This window comes from Bacillus sp. FSL P2-0099, assembly GCF_038007445.1.
Taxonomy (GTDB): domain Bacteria; phylum Bacillota; class Bacilli; order Bacillales; family Bacillaceae_G; genus Bacillus_A; species Bacillus_A mycoides.
In genome coordinates this window covers 2167907-2183636 of the sequence record NZ_JBBOXE010000001.1, presented here as the reverse complement: position 1 = coordinate 2183636, position 15730 = coordinate 2167907, and the positions used below count along the sequence as shown (strand labels likewise).

Annotated in this window: 17 protein-coding genes; 3 read left to right on the top strand and 14 right to left on the bottom strand. The window is 34.2% G+C overall.

The features are described 5' to 3' along the window. Positions 1-178: 178 nt before the first annotated feature. From MKY90_RS11205 to asnB, 4 genes are all read right to left on the bottom strand, one after another. On the bottom strand, positions 179-1180 hold the full coding sequence (locus tag MKY90_RS11205; protein WP_002031713.1) for an N-acetylmuramoyl-L-alanine amidase: 1002 nt from the start codon (positions 1178-1180) through the stop codon (positions 179-181). Positions 1181-1286: 106 nt separating this feature from the next. Then, a complete protein-coding gene (locus MKY90_RS11200; protein WP_341091358.1) occupies positions 1287-1622 on the bottom strand; it encodes a hypothetical protein in 336 nt (111 codons plus the stop codon). A gap of 45 nt (positions 1623-1667) precedes the next feature. Then, positions 1668-2027 carry a GNAT family N-acetyltransferase gene (locus MKY90_RS11195; RefSeq protein WP_063219614.1) on the bottom strand — a complete coding sequence of 120 codons (360 nt, stop codon included), beginning with the start codon at positions 2025-2027 and terminating at the stop codon, positions 1668-1670. A gap of 91 nt (positions 2028-2118) precedes the next feature. Then, on the bottom strand, positions 2119-4020 hold the full coding sequence (gene asnB, locus MKY90_RS11190) for an asparagine synthase (glutamine-hydrolyzing) (protein WP_002012706.1): 1902 nt from the start codon (positions 4018-4020) through the stop codon (positions 2119-2121). 217 nt (positions 4021-4237) lie between these two features. Between asnB and MKY90_RS11185 the strand changes: the two genes are divergently transcribed. After that, a complete protein-coding gene (locus tag MKY90_RS11185) occupies positions 4238-4705 on the top strand; it encodes an Hsp20/alpha crystallin family protein (RefSeq protein ID WP_002012708.1) in 468 nt (155 codons plus the stop codon). A gap of 36 nt (positions 4706-4741) precedes the next feature. On the opposite strand, the gene MKY90_RS11180 is transcribed toward MKY90_RS11185, so the two are convergent. Then, complete coding sequence (locus MKY90_RS11180; protein WP_063219615.1) at positions 4742-5329, bottom strand: SCO family protein; 588 nt, start codon at positions 5327-5329, stop codon at positions 4742-4744. A 335-nt stretch (positions 5330-5664) separates the two neighbouring features. Here MKY90_RS11180 and MKY90_RS11175 point away from each other — a divergent pair, with 335 nt between their 5' ends. Next, entirely contained in the window at positions 5665-6639 is a 975-nt protein-coding gene (locus MKY90_RS11175; RefSeq protein WP_063219616.1) for an MBL fold metallo-hydrolase, read from the top strand. A gap of 188 nt (positions 6640-6827) precedes the next feature. Here the strand turns inward: MKY90_RS11175 and MKY90_RS11170 are convergent, their stop codons facing one another. The 4 genes from MKY90_RS11170 to MKY90_RS11155 all read right to left on the bottom strand — a co-directional run bounded on the left by MKY90_RS11170 (position 6828) and on the right by MKY90_RS11155 (position 9380). Beyond that, positions 6828-7670: a DegV family protein gene (locus MKY90_RS11170; RefSeq protein WP_033707617.1), complete on the bottom strand. Its 843-nt coding sequence runs from the start codon at positions 7668-7670 to the stop codon at positions 6828-6830. A 153-nt stretch (positions 7671-7823) separates the two neighbouring features. Then, positions 7824-8075, bottom strand: a complete 252-nt coding sequence (locus MKY90_RS11165; RefSeq protein ID WP_002012715.1) for a DUF2535 family protein — start codon at positions 8073-8075, stop codon at positions 7824-7826. A gap of 328 nt (positions 8076-8403) precedes the next feature. Then, positions 8404-9147, bottom strand: a complete 744-nt coding sequence (gene tatC, locus MKY90_RS11160; protein WP_063219617.1) for a twin-arginine translocase subunit TatC — start codon at positions 9145-9147, stop codon at positions 8404-8406. A 53-nt stretch (positions 9148-9200) separates the two neighbouring features. Further along, positions 9201-9380: a twin-arginine translocase TatA/TatE family subunit gene (locus MKY90_RS11155; protein WP_002012719.1), complete on the bottom strand. Its 180-nt coding sequence runs from the start codon at positions 9378-9380 to the stop codon at positions 9201-9203. Positions 9381-9589: 209 nt separating this feature from the next. Here MKY90_RS11155 and trhA point away from each other — a divergent pair, with 209 nt between their 5' ends. Next, complete coding sequence (trhA, locus tag MKY90_RS11150; RefSeq protein ID WP_002085872.1) at positions 9590-10246, top strand: PAQR family membrane homeostasis protein TrhA; 657 nt, start codon at positions 9590-9592, stop codon at positions 10244-10246. 37 nt (positions 10247-10283) lie between these two features. On the opposite strand, the gene MKY90_RS11145 is transcribed toward trhA, so the two are convergent. From MKY90_RS11145 to MKY90_RS11125, 5 genes are all read right to left on the bottom strand, one after another. Next, entirely contained in the window at positions 10284-11003 is a 720-nt protein-coding gene (locus tag MKY90_RS11145; RefSeq protein WP_098167771.1) for a lysophospholipid acyltransferase family protein, read from the bottom strand. Between the two features lie 111 nt (positions 11004-11114). Next, entirely contained in the window at positions 11115-11750 is a 636-nt protein-coding gene (locus MKY90_RS11140; protein ID WP_002141626.1) for an FMN-dependent NADH-azoreductase, read from the bottom strand. A 241-nt stretch (positions 11751-11991) separates the two neighbouring features. Beyond that, the gene (gene pbpC, locus MKY90_RS11135; protein WP_063219618.1) at positions 11992-13977 is read right to left on the bottom strand and encodes a penicillin-binding protein 3; all 1986 of its coding nucleotides are present in this window, start codon (positions 13975-13977) and stop codon (positions 11992-11994) included. Positions 13978-14131: 154 nt separating this feature from the next. After that, a complete protein-coding gene (locus tag MKY90_RS11130; RefSeq protein ID WP_016102088.1) occupies positions 14132-14620 on the bottom strand; it encodes a dihydrofolate reductase in 489 nt (162 codons plus the stop codon). Positions 14621-14639: 19 nt separating this feature from the next. Further along, positions 14640-15596, bottom strand: a complete 957-nt coding sequence (locus tag MKY90_RS11125) for a thymidylate synthase (RefSeq protein WP_002031692.1) — start codon at positions 15594-15596, stop codon at positions 14640-14642. Positions 15597-15730 lie beyond the last annotated feature (134 nt).

Sequence of the window (15730 nt, the reverse complement as noted above, 5' to 3'; positions counted from 1 at the left end):
CATACATTGTCAATGTATATCAGAAAACTTTTTCAATATATACATTTTAGATTCTATCCGCTATTCAAATGTTTATTTTTAAAATAAAGTGTATAAGTATGAAAATAATAAACGTTCTTAAAATGCGTATCTACGTTATACATAAATACGCATTCATATTACATTATAAACTCATTTCCTAATATTGATTATATTTAATATATGATGGATCATTATACACCCATTGATTTCCACCAAGGTTCAACCAACCGTTTTGATTAATATATACTAAATAAGACTCTGGATTATTTAATTTACGAATAACTGAAGAAGATGTTGATGGACCACTTCTTAAATTCACATTCGTTCCTTGTATATATGCGACACCAATTGCACTTCCATCGCTATTGCTCGTCTTTACAAAATTAATGTACGAAGGATCATTATACACCCATTGTCCATTTCCTAAGTCTAACCATCCGTTACTTTCCTGATATACGACATACGATTCTGGGGAGTTTAGTTGACGAATAACCGAAGAAGACGTTGATGGACCACTTCTTAAATTCACATTTTTCCCAAGGATATAAGCAATCCCCTTCGTTTGTGGTGTTGGCTGAGGATTTGGAGGTTGTGGATTTGGAGGATTCGGATTTGGAGCTACTCCAAAAATAGCTGCTATTCCGTTTGCATATGCTTGACTTAAATCTTCAATAAATTGTGGGTTTTTCAATAAATTAGCATCAAATGTTGTATCAATAAAAGCAGTCTCAGTTAAAATTGCATCCATTGCAGTCTCTCTTAGGACCGCATAATTTGCTTTTTTGGCCCCTCGGTCACGAAGACCGTATTTTGTTAATACAGGATTGACTGCTGCATGCATTTTTTGTTGCTTTTCATATGCGGAACTACTATTAGATAGCGCATTGTAAATATAACTTTCAAATCCAGTGCCACCGCCACTATTAATGTGAAATGAGATAAAATAATCTGCACCAAATGAATTAGCAATATTAGCACGTTCTGATAAAGAGATAAACACATCACTATCACGTGTCATTTTAATATTGATTGGGTAATTTGCAGATAAAATATCTCGCACACGTCTAGCAATTTGAAGTGTTAACTCTTTTTCCACTAACCCATTACCAACAGCACCAGAGTCATATCCACCATGCCCTGCGTCTATAACAAGTTTCATATATCTTTTTCATTCCTTTCTTTATTGTAATAAGCTTTCATTTCTACTCGTCCTATTTTATGTTAATTGTACAAGTTCCGTTACAAGTACAAATAAAAAAACCCCCTTATGTAAGGCGGTTTCTATCGCTTTGCTTTAGCCAATTTAAAATGAATATATACGATTGATAATGGATGTAACGTATGCAAAATAAAAGAAATAAAAGAAATATCCCACCGCCGCTATATAGCAACCCAAACTTCAAAAAGATGTTCAAAAGAGGTGGGAAATACGTTATGTTTTGCAATACAAATAGCATACAAAACAAAATTACAAACATGGGTATATATTGTAATTCATATGGTCTTCTCTTCTTATACATTCTTTTCCGAATAAAAGTCTGGCATAGTTCTGCTACTATAAAACAACTTCCAACTAATACAAGACCAGAAGTTATCGTCATACGTCCACCTCCCTTATATTCATATCATCACCTAATCAATATTCACTATATTTTCTTTACATATAACCCATTTTCCTCAATAAAACCAGATCCCTCTATGAAAGATTTAGCTTGTTCCGTAAACATCTCTTGCAATACTTTTATTTCTTTCACATTTCTCTGTTTCATCATTTCTTCAAATGTAAAATACGTATTTGTCCCGTATCCATAACCTTGATAATCAAAATGAATAATTAACTGTGACAGAATAGCACTCTCTTCTTGAACGCTATAATCTATTACACCAATATATGTATCATCAACCTTTACACAATACTGAACCTTTTTCTCATCTAAGCTGTGTGAATGAAACATTTCTTTTACAGCGTTTTCATTTTCTGTATTTACTTTCTCAAACGTAATCATATGTTGTCCATCCTTTTACTATTATTGTATCAATAATAAATGCAATTTATGAAAAAAACCTTAAGATCGAATGCGACCTTAAGGTTTTTTATTAAACTAAGCTATACGCACGCTTTGTTTCTTCGTGGAACTTATTCGTATCGTATTTATGCTCAACATAAATTTGATGCCATACCATAAACGCAAGTACAGTCCAAATTTTACGGCTATAATCGCCTTTATCTGCACAATGTGCTTCCAATAAGTTTAATACATATTGTTTTTCGATTAAATGCTCAGTTTTGCTTTCTTTAATAATATTTACAGCCCAATCGTGCATTTCATCTTTTAACCAGTGACGAATTGGTACTGGGAATCCAAGCTTTTTACGATCTAACACGTGATCCGGAACAATTCCACGAGCAGCTTCACGTAATATAGCTTTCGTTGTTCCGTTTGCAATTTTAAATTCTGTCGGAATTTTAGATGCAACGTCAAATACTTCTTTATCTAAGAACGGTACACGAAGTTCTAATGAATTTGCCATCGTCATTTTATCAGCTTTTAATAAAATATCGCCGCGTAACCATGTGAACATATCAATGTACTGCATTTTACTTACATCATCATAATCTTTAATTTCGTTATACAATGGTTTCGTGATATCCATATAGTTAACACTTTCATCGTAATACTTCATTAATTCAGCTTTCTCTTCTTCACGGAAGATTTTCGCATTTCCATAGTAACGCTCTTCGATTGGCGTACATCCACGCTCTAAGAAGCTTTTTCCTTTAAACCCTTCTTTAAGAGCACCACTTAATGCCTTTAGAACACTCTTTCCTGGGCTAGGAATGTAAGAGAACATTTTTAACGAGTTTGGCTCACGATAAATGTTATATCCACCAAATAGCTCGTCTGCACCTTCACCAGAAAGAACAACCGTTACATGTTTACGCGCTTCTTTCGCAACGAAATACAATGGTACAGCTGCTGGATCCGCTAAAGGATCATCCATATGCCAAATGATTTTTGGGAACTCATCCATAAATTCTTGCGCTGTAATGAATACGTTATGGTTTTTAACTCCTAATTTCTCAGCAGTTTCTTTCGCAACATCAACTTCACTGAAACCGCGTTGTTCGAAACCAATAGAGAATGTTAATAGATTTGGATTCATTTCTCTTGCGATAGAAGCAATAATAGATGAATCGATACCACCAGATAAGAAAGAACCTACTGGTACATCACTACGCATATGTACTTTTACAGAATCGTATAATACATCACGAATTGCTTGGATATGCTCCTCTTTCGTTGCGCTTGAAGCGTTGAAATAAGGATTCCAGTAGCGATGGATTTCCATCTCTTTACCGATTTCTTTTACGAAGTAATGACCAGGCTCAATTTTGTTAACATCAATTGTTAATGTTTCTGGCTCTGGACCATATTGGTACGTAAAGTAGTGTTGTAGTGACTTTGGGTTTACCCCTTTGTCTTCCATTACATGCATAATACTTTTCTTCTCAGATGCGAAGAATGTAGTATCGCCTTGTTGTGCGATGTATAAAGGCTTAATACCGAAGTGGTCACGTGCACCGAAAAGTGTCTTTTCTTCACGATCCCAAATCATAAATGCGAACATACCACGAAGGTAGTCTACACATTTTTCTTTCATATGTGCATACAATGCAATGATAACTTCTGTATCAGATTGTGTAGCAAACGTTGCACCTTTTTCAAGTAACATTTCACGTAGTTCTACATAATTGTAAATTTCACCATTAAAAATAATTACATATCGATCATTTTCATAAGTTAACGGCTGATGTCCTGCCTCTAAGTCAATGATACTTAAACGGCGGAAGCCAAATTGTACATGTTCATCACGAAAATATCCTTCGTCATCTGGACCGCGGTGGAAAATCATCGTGTTCATATTTTCAAATTGATGTTTTTCTGTTTCTGAAAACTCTCTAGGGTTTTCACATAAACATCCTACAAAACCACACATACTTCTTACCCTCTTTCAGTTTTCATTCTGTCTCAATACTACTATATCAACCCTATTTATACTAGCATAATCAACTGAATATGGCGACCAAAAACTATAAAAAACTCACTCCATTTCACATTTTTAACATTTTTTTATGAAAACATGAAAACTAGGCACTCACCTTTCTCCGCTTTTGTCATATGATATTGCAAATTGATTTCTAGGAGGTAATACCATGAGTGAAGAAAAAAAAGATTCTTCTCGCCCACCAGTTCGTAATTATTTAAAACAAATTGATGATTTTTTCGAACAAACGCCTCTTCGTGGCGTAATTGCTGATTTAAATCATTTTTTCCAAAAAGGAAACCGTTTATTAACATTCCCAGTAGATTTATACGAAGTTGGTGACGAACTCGTCGTTACAGCCGAACTACCAGGTATACAAAAAGAACAAATTCAAATTGAAATACAAAGCGAATACTTAAAAGTCTCTGTAAAAGAAGATATACTTGAAGAGACGGAAGAAGAACAAACATCTCATAACTATTATCGCCGAGAACGTTCCATTTCAGAAGCGTCAAGAATTATTAAGTTACCATATTTAATTAATAAAAAAGCAACGAAAGCTTCTTATCAAAACGGTGTATTAGAAATTCGCGCACCGAAATTACCACAACAGCATGACATATTATCCATAGACTGAATACTAATAAAAGAAGGGTGCTTAGCACCCTTCTTTTTAATCAGCTAATCGCTTCATATCACGTATAATATCTTCGTATGGCGTATTGCTAATGCCACTATATTTTTTCATTACTTTTCCATTTTGATCGACTAAGAAAAATGATGTACCGTGTATTACTTGCCCATTCTCTGGTTTATCTACAAGCGACTGGAAGTTATCTTTTGAAAACTTTGTAATATCCTCCAGTGAATAACCAGTTAACAAGTTCCAGTTACTTGTATCCTCTGTAAACTTTTGAATGAATGCTTTCAAATTTTCTGGTTTATCAAGTTCAGGGTCTACACTAAACGAAACAAACTGAACGTCTAATTTCTCTTCCTTAGCCATTTTCTGTAATTTCGCCATATTAGCAGTCATTGGCGGACAAACTGTTTGACAGTTTGTAAACATGAAATCAGCTACCCAAACTTTCCCTTTTAAATCTTTTGTACCAAACGGCTTTCCTTCTTGATTTGTAAATTGGAAAGTTTCCAAATCCCAGTTTAACGGTTTACGGAGTTTTGCCCCTGAACTGCTACAACCTGAAAGTACAAAGAGACAAAATACAACCATAAGACCAATTAACTTTTGATAACGCTTCATTATTAAACCTCTTTTCTCTATCCTTAATTTATGTAAGTTATGTATATCATAACAAAAGTAAACACTATGAGAAAATTGTTTACATCATTTGTTCACGAAATCGTACGAATTTACGTATGTTACTTCTTTATTTCAAGCGAATTACTAGACAAAATATATTTTACTACTATTATTTCTCTAACCATTATTTGCGAAACGAAGTTCATTGTTAAATTTGTAAATAAATCCCCCTATTTTTTTACAATTACTTAAACATTAATCCATGTTAAACACTGTATTCCTTAACAACATTTCGGTACAATACAACTACAACGATTTTAAATGAGGTGATGTTCATGGCAAAGCGCTATGAAAATATGGATAATGCAAGTACAAAAAAATCAATTCGCTCCTTCTTACGTTGGCGTAAAGAGAGAAAGCAAAACAAAAAAGACTTTTCTTTTCTAGTAGAACAATCACCTGTTAAACAAAGTAAATTTCTACTAAATAACTTTGAAAAAACGACTGTCACATGGATTGGTCATTCAACTTTTCTCATTCAAACGAACGGCTTAAATATTTTAACAGATCCAGTATGGGCAAATAAATTAAAGTTAGTTCCACGACTTACTGAGCCAGGGCTCACTATAAAAGAACTACCTAAAATCGATATCGTTCTTATTTCACACGGTCATTACGATCATTTAGACTTTTCATCTCTTCGTCAACTAAATGATGATACCTTATACCTTGTTCCTATTGGGCTAAAAAAATTATTTACTCGTAAAAAATTCACCAATGTAGAAGAATACAACTGGTGGGAAAGTACAACAATTGATGAAGTCTCTTTTCACTTCGTACCTGCCCAGCACTGGACGAGAAGAACATTATTTGATATGAACACCTCTCACTGGGGAGGATGGATCATTGATAATATGACTTCTTCAGAAACCATTTATTTTTGTGGTGATAGTGGTTATTTCCAAGGATTTAAAGAGATCGGCAAACGTTTTTCAATCGATATTGCACTTATGCCAATTGGTGCCTATGAACCAGAATGGTTTATGAAAGTGTCTCACGTTTCACCAGAAGAAGCTGTGCAAGCGTATCTAGATATAAAAGCTACACATTTCATTCCCATGCACTACGGTACTTTTGCTTTAGCAGATGAAACACCAAGGGAAGCAGTAACACGACTACGAAATAACTGGAATTTACGAATGCTACCGTGGGAACAACTACATGTTCTCTTTTTAGGTCAAACTTTCACTTATAGCCCTATTGTCCCAGTTAAAGAACCAGTAAAAATCACAGAAACTTCTCATGTATAATTGTACTAATTTTTGCGAGTAATTTATCATATACTTAAAAAAATTGAAAAGGGTGTTTTCCATGAAAGATTATTTACAGACTCGCTATATAATTAGCGGTAGCGCCTGTATTGCCCTTCTCATTTCTTATTTTCTGTCCTGAAATAATAAAAAAGCTACTTGAAAATTCATTTCAAGTAGCTTTTTTATTACTCTGCTAAATACATAAAACCAATTGCTCCTGGTCCTGTATGAGTACTGATAACTGGTGTTGTATAGAAAATCTCTGATTGAGTGAATCCATTCACTTTTTCAACAGCAGCTTTTACACTTTCTGCTAAAGGAATTGCTTTAGCATGTGGAATCGCAACAGCTTTCACCACTTTTCCAGCAGTATCTTCCTCGAATAGTTTAGCCAACGTTTTTACAATCTGCCCTTGGCTACGTACTTTCGTTACCGGGTTATATACGCCGCCTTCTAAACTTGCAATTGGTTTAATATTAAGTAAAGAACCAATAAGTGCCTTACCTTTACCGATGCGTCCACCTTTTACTAAGTTTTCTAATGTATCTACGACAACATATAAACGAGTATTCTTTCTTACTTCATCAATACGTTTTAAAATATCTTCTAGTGAGCATTCTTCTTTTGCCATTTTTGCCGCTTCAATTACTTGATATGCTAAAGCATGTGTAATAAATTGAGAATCAACAACTGTTACTTTTGTATCTGTCATTGATGCAGCGCTATTCGCTGTTGCGACAGTACCGCTCATTCCACCTGTCATATGAATGGAAAGTACTTCACTTCCATCTTCGCCTAGCTTGTCATACATTTCTACAAATGTACCCATAGCCGGTTGTGATGTTTTTGGTAATTCTTCTGATTTAATCATTTCTTCAATAAATTCATCCGGTTGCAAATCTACACGATCTAAGTATGTTTGTCCATTTACAGAAATAGATAATGGTAAAACATGAATATCATACTTCTCAATTATATCTTTTGATAAATCTGCCGTTGAATCTGTTACAATTTTAATTTTTTGCATATTATATTCTTCCCTTTCCAATACGCTCTCCCTGTTATTATACTAGCATTCCCGATGCTTTCAACAATTTCGAATGAATTTCACCAAATTAATTATATTTTTATACCTAAAATAAAAAAGACAGAGCCTATCTAACTCTGTCCCTGCTGTGTATTATGCATTCTTTTCAAGAGTATTTGTCTTATATACATTTGAATAATCATTCCACTTCAAACAACTTTGTAAATATTCACGGAAAGAGTACGAGAATCTTGGGTTTTTATGTTTTTGAATTTTCGCAATAAATAATTGAAGACGAGACTGAATTAGAAACGCTAATGGATGCTGTGTTTGTAGGACAGGGATTTCAAATATTTTAATACAATTCCCTGTTGCATGAGTGAAATAAAAACTTTTCGTAATCACAATATCAATCCTCTTTTTCGTTGGATTTTTGAACTTCCTCCACTTTATTCTTTAACACGTTTTTTAGTGTAGGTTTCCTATGAATACTAAAATATCCTTAAGCTGCCCCATTTAGAAGTTAATACTTCATTTATATCCACCTAATTCGAACCCTGTCCTATATATCCTTTGAGACAGGAGTCTTATTACCCATATATAGCTTGATAACTTCAGTATAAACTTATAAAAATGAAAAGTTTGTCTAAATTTTGGAGATTCTATAATTTTTTCCTTCTATATATTGTATACAATTATAGCTAGAGTATAACAAATAAATTAAAAAGTGCCTTTATAACGAGGCACTTTTCGACTGTATTTCTTCTTCTCTTTTCTGTTTTCGTTTACTAACTATCTTTGATAAAGCGATACTAATTTCATAAATACAAATAAGCGGTACCGCTACTAAACTATGTGATAAAAAATCTGGCGGCGATATACATGATGCAATTATAATCAACACGACATAAGCATATCTTCTTATTTTCTGAAGAAACTCTGCCGTTAGAAGACCTATACTCGTTAAAAACATAACAACTACAGGTAATTCAAATATAACAGCAAACGGAACTGTTAAATTTAATACGAAATGAAAATATTTTTCCGTTGTAAACATCGTATTAAACATCTCATTACCAATTGTAGTTAGGAAATGAAATAAAAATGGCATGACGATAAAATAACCGAAAGATAGGCCTGCTATAAATAATATAGACAATACCGGTATATACATTAATGTCATTTTTTGTTCATTGGGATGTAAACCTGGTTTTACAAATAACCAAATTTGTATCGCAGCAAAAGGAATTGTACAAACGATAGCAAATACTGTAGCAATCGAGAAAAAAATCCACAACACATCACTTGGACCGAGAACAGTTAATTTCATTGGTAAATCTTTTACAAGCCAAAAATAAATATCCTTCGTAAAAGTAAATCCAATAATTAAAAATAATACAAAGGATAATACTGTATATATTACTCGTTTGCGAAGCTCAACAATATGTTCTACTACGCTCATTTCCCGATTTTCCATCTCGTTCACCACACTTTATTTATCCATTCCGAGAAAAACTTCAGCATATTCTTTTATTTATTTTTTTCTTTCTCTTGAAATGCCTCATCAGTCAATTCTTTTGTTGATTTTTTAAATTCTTTTAACGTTTCCCCTAAAGCTTTCCCAATTTCCGGTAACTTTTTTGGACCAAATAAAATTAACACTGCTACTAAAATTAAAATTAACCCTGGAAAGCCAATATTTGAAAACATTTCCCCATCCCCTTCATAAGTAGATTCCTTGTCCTACTATTCCATAAGTTCATTTTGTCAAAAAATTTCGTAAACGTCAATGTATCCGTTGTCTTTTGTCAAAAAAATTCGAAAATATAATCAATTGAATGTCATTTTCTATTCCTTTTGTATATGATATGGTTAAGGAAAATATAACTTATCTCAATACAGTGAAAGGAATTAACATTATGACGCAAAAAATTAAAAGAATGACCCAATTTGTAAAAGAAGAAATTGCGAATGCAATTACCCATGGTATCGGTGCCATTTTAAGCATCCCTGCCTTAATCATATTAATTATTCATGCTTCCAAACATGGCACAGCATCTGCTGTTGTTGGTTTTACCGTTTATGGCGTAAGCATGTTCCTTCTATACTTATTTTCTACACTGCTACATAGTATCCATCATCCAAAAGTAGAAAAGTTATTTACCATTTTAGATCACTCCGCCATATATTTATTAATTGCCGGCACGTATACACCATTTCTACTCATTACACTGCGTGGCCCGCTCGGTTGGACTTTACTCGCAATTATTTGGACCCTTGCGATTGGTGGAATTATTTTCAAAATCTTCTTTGTTCGTCGCTTTATTAAAACATCAACATTATGTTATATCATTATGGGTTGGCTCATCATCGTTGCCATTAAACCCCTTTATGAAAATTTAACCGGTCACGGCTTCTCACTACTATTAATAGGCGGCATTTTGTATTCTGTCGGAGCTATATTCTTCCTTTGGGAAAAGCTTCCGTTCAATCATGCCATTTGGCATCTCTTCGTACTAGGCGGTAGTACAATGATGTTTTTCTGCGTACTATTTTATGTCTTACCCGCAGCATAAAAAAAGTTTCAGCTTGTTTAAGCTGAAACTTTTTTTATTACTTATGTAATTGAGATGCAATAATATCTTTTGTATGCTGGGTTAACTCTTTAGCATCCATACTTGCATATTCTTCAGGTGTAATTGGCTTAGAAATCGTTACTGTTGCATGAGCTGGTTTCATACGATTTCCATTCGCTTCAAACATTTTATATGTACCATCTAACGTTACAGGTAAGATTGCTACACCAGATTTTACTGCTAGGTGAAAACTACCCGCTTTAAACTCTCCAATTTCGCCACCCCTACTTCTCGTTCCTTCAGGGAAAATTACGATAGAATGTCCATTCTTTAATAGTTCAATTCCATCTTTAATTGCCTTAAGAGATTGACGGCGATCGCTGCGGTCCATGAACACACAATTCATTAGTTCCATCCATGTTGGTACAACCGGAAACTTTTTAATTTCCGCTTTTGAAACGAATCCAATTGGCTTATTTAAGTAACCTAGTAAAACAGGAATATCCATATTACTTTGATGATTACTTACAACTAGCACCGGCTTGTCTTTTGGAACATTTTCAAGTCCCTTTACTTCTACAGTCGATCCAGTTACACCCACCATTTTCTTACCAAACCAGTTTGTTGTTTTATACACAACACTATCTTTTTCTTGCGGTGACATCGCATTTGCTTTTCTTTTTATACGCCACAACCTTGGTGTAATCGCAATTACGATTAAAATTAAATAAAAGATTTTAAAAAACGTTTGAATCATACAGAACCCCCACCTATTATCATTCCGACCTTCATTATACTAGACAAACGAAGGAAAAAGAAGAAAAAATGTCCAAACAACAAGTGTTTGGACATTTTGAAGTTTTCTATATTAGAAACGTTTTGCTAATTCGCGTGCACTTGCAATTGCTGCTTCTTTAATGTCTTGTGCTTTTTCAGGATTTGCATTCATTCCTTCAACTGCAATATATTCAGTGTCTGATACACCCATGAATCCTAATACCGCATTTAAGTGATTGCGACCGAAGTCCATAGATGCGTATGCTCCTTCAGAGTAAACGCCGCCTGTAGCTTGAATATGAAGTGCTTTTTTGCCTTCTAGTAAGCCAACTGGACCATTTTCAGTATATTTGAATGTTTTACCTGCGATTGATAAGTTATCTAAGTATGCTTTCACTACTGCTGGGTAGCTGAAGTTCCACATTGGAGTCACGAATACATAACGATCTGCATGCATAAATGTTTCTAAGTTATTGTTCATTGCTGCAACTTTTTGTTGCTGATTTTCACTTAAAGTTTCGAATCCTTCGCCTGCTGCAAATTTCCCCCAAGCAGCGAATACGTCTGCATCGATTGCTGGTACAGTTGTATTGAATAAATCAATTGTTACAACTTCGTCTTGTGGATGTTCGTTTTTATATGCTTCGATGAAAGCTTCTCCTACTGCCATACCGAAAGAACCTTCTGCTGAATTTGGATTTGCTGTAATAAATAGTACTTTTGTCATTGTATTAGCTCCCTTTTACGCATTTTATCTTTAATTCGAGATTTATAATTGGAAAGTAAATAACTTACCTTATGTAAGTATAATACAAAAAGTTATGTTTGATGTCAATAAAAAATAGCTACTTTTTTTTCGTAAGTTAATGATTTATTTTGTCCCTTTAAAATTTAGTATATAGATATTTAGAATTCCTCATACAAAAAGGCTATCTCTATACATTATAGAGATAGCCTTTTATTACATATTATTTTTGAAAAACATGTTTCACTTTTTCAGCTGGAATGTTACTTCCGCCTCTACCTTTTACATCTTCAATCATCATTGTAATGACCATATCTGGTGAATTTAAATCAAATGCAGCGAACCAGCCTAGTTCTTTTCCTTCGGCCTCTTTGGATACTTTTAATTCCGCTGTACCTGTTTTGCCAGCAAGCGTCTTACCATCAATTTTAGCAATTTTCCCAGTACCATCTGGATCATTAATTACTTTCGTTAAAGCCGTTTTCAATATATCTTGATTTTCTTTAGAAATCACGTTCTCTTTCCAAACTTTTGGTTGTTTATCTGTTTTAATAAGATACGGTGACGGAATCTTTCCATCATTTACAATCGGTGCATACGTTAAAGCTAAATGAAGAGGAGTCATTAAGACTTGTCCTTGTCCATATCCTGTATCTGCCATTTGAATATCATTTTTTATGCCATCATTTGCGATTTTAGAAGCTGGGAATCCGTATTCAATTGGTAATTTCTCATCAAATCCGAATTTTTTCGCCTCAGCCATAAATTTATCTTTTCCGATTTTCAAAGCTTCTTGTGCGAAATAAATATTATCCGAGTATTTCATCGCTTTATCAAAATCAATCGGATTTGCATCTTTTACACGCGTTACGTAATAATTGCCCCAAGAAGAATCTTTCGTCCATTTCAATCCTTCAATTTTCAACTCTTCTTTCGGATCGATTGTTTTCGTTTCAAGACCGATTGCAGCTGTAATTGGCTTAAATACAGAACCTGGTACCGATAATTGTGTAAATCGATTCGTCATCGGTTTTTTCGGGTCATTATTCCAAGCCTCGCGCTGTGCTTTTGATGTTCCTCGTGCAATTAAATTAGGATTATAAGCTGGACTACTTACAAGAGCAATTGTTTCTCCACTTTTCGGATTAATTGCCGCACTTGAACCAGCTTCTCCTTTCATTTCATTATACGTTTTTTCTTGAACAACACTATCGATAGTTAAAGTTACATTTTCTCCATCAACAGCATCTGTTTTCGCTAAATTTTTAATTTCTTTTCCTTGTGCATCCTCCATGAAGACACGGCCACCTTTTTTCCCGCGTAGCTGTTCTTCCAATACTTGCTCTAATCCAGCTTTACCAACTGGATCATCGGCTTGATAGCCTTTCTTTTGAAGCGTTTTTAAATCTTCTGCATTTACTTTTCCGATATAACCAGTAAGATGCGCTGCTGCTTCCCCTAACGGATATGTACGAACATTTACAGGTTTTGCTGCAACACCAGGTAAATCGATGTACGTATTTTGCGTTGCTCCCTCAGGCAAAATTCCAATTGGTACGAGATACCCTGGTTTTACCCATTTCGCAGCTAGTTTTTGATCAATCTCTTCTACAGACATATTTAACAACTTCGCTACTGCTTCTTTCGTTTGCGGAGCAGTTTCATCTAATTTTTCTGGAATAATTCCAATCTCAGAAGCTTTCCCATTCGTCGCAAGACCTTTTCCATTACGATCGTAAACTTCACCACGTTTTGGTTGTGTTGCCTGCATACGCACTTTACTATCTTTTGTCATGCCAGGGAAAATGAAATCAGGAGTCCAATCTATTTTCCAAGATTCTTTATCTCCATCTTTTTCTTTCACCATTTTTGCTTCATGGCCAAAAGAGATATTACCACCAACTGTATCCATACTTACTTTAAAAGGAACAGGACCTTCATCTTTTTTATCTTCTTTTACTTCTCCTGCTTCTACTTTTAAGTTTTTCACTTCAATGCCAGAATAAATTTTTTCATATTTCTCAGTGAACTCTTTCTTTGAAATATCTTTTTTTGCCTTTTCTGATAATTGATCATACATTTCTGCAAATTTTTGTTTATTCCATGCTTTTGTATATGTATCAAACGCTTCTTGTGGTTTTTCTTCTTTACCGCATCCAACTAACATGAACGTTAAGCAAAGAAAAAGAATCCCCCATATCTTTTTCAATCGATTCTCCTCCTCTTTCTATATGAATACTTTTGAAAATTTCAGCATTTTTACATGCTAGATTTCATTATAGCACTATTTAATATCATCTATAAACTTATATTAATGAATACAAATAAAAAGATTGATGTGAATTTCACATCAATCCTTCTTATTATTGTTGCTTCTCATATACATGATAATAGTACGTATACGGATTCTTTTCATCCGTTAAACCTTTTTCAACAAAAACTTCTTTCCAATTTGTCATATCCATTTCTGGGAAGAATGTATCTCCTTCAAATGCATGATGGATTTTTGTTATATATAACTTGTCTACGTAAGGTAAAAAGAGATCATAAATTTGTGCTCCGCCGAAAATAAAGATTTCCTCTTCATTTTTGCATAGTTCAAACACTTCTTCTACAGAATGTGCTACTTCACAACCTTCAACACGATACCCTTCATTACGAGTTACAATAATATTACGTCTTCCAGGCAATGGTCTACCAATTGCTTCATAGTTCTTTCTCCCCATAATAAGTGGGTGACCCATCGTCGTTTTCTTTACATACTGTAATTCACTCGGTAAACGCCAAGGTAAGTTATTATCTTTACCAATTACTCTATTCTCGTCCATTGCGACCATAAATGAAACAATCATTTTTTCATCTCCTCTACAATTATACTGCAACCGGTGCTTTAATTGCTGGGTGTGGATCATATCCTTCAATCGTTAAATCTTCCATTTCAAAATCAAACACAGATTTCACATCTGGATTTAATGTAAGTTTCGGGAATGGACGTGGTTCACGTGCCAATTGCTTTTCTACTTGTTCAAAATGATTCGTATAAATGTGTGCATCTCCAATTGTATGAACAAATTCTCCCACTTCAAGACCACATTCATGTGCGATTAAATGTGTTAGTAATGAGTAACTTGCAATGTTAAATGGAATTCCAAGGAATATGTCACCACTTCTTTGATATAACTGACAAGAAAGTTTGCCATCCGCTACATAAAACTGGAATAGCGTATGACAAGGTGGTAATGCCATACTTGGTACATCTTCAGGATTCCAGGCAGAAACAATTAAGCGACGGGAGTCTGGCGTTTTTTTAATCATTTCAATTACATCTTTTAATTGATCAAGCGTCTCACCAGCTGTCGTTTTCCAGGCACGCCACTGCTTTCCGTATACATCTCCTAAATAACCATATTTATTCGAGAAATCATCATCTTCTAAAACGTTCTTTTTAAACAATTCCATTTGCTCATCGTATTGCTTCTTAAATTCCTCATCTTGTTGTGAGCGGAGACCGAAATCTGTCATATCAGGGCCAGTATACTCATCGCTTTCTACCCAGCTCTTAAATGCCCATTCATTCCAAATATTATTATTATGCTGCAATAAATAACGAATATTTGTATCACCTTTCATAAACCAAAGCAGTTCACTTGCTACAAGGCGAAACGGCACTCTCTTTGTCGTTAATAAAGGAAAACCATTACTTAGATCAAAACGCATTTGATATCCAAATACAGATACAGTGCCTGTCCCTGTACGATCTTCTTTCTTCGTACCATGCTCCATTACATGGCGGCATAAATTTAAGTATTCATATTCAGCATGTTTCATATGTAGGAAAACCTTCTTTCAATCTTATATGAAATTTATCATAACATGAAAAACAATAAATTTAATAATCTTGATAAATAAAAATTATTTCAGTAATTCTTACAAAATTATTAACTTTCCATAATTAAAAAGGT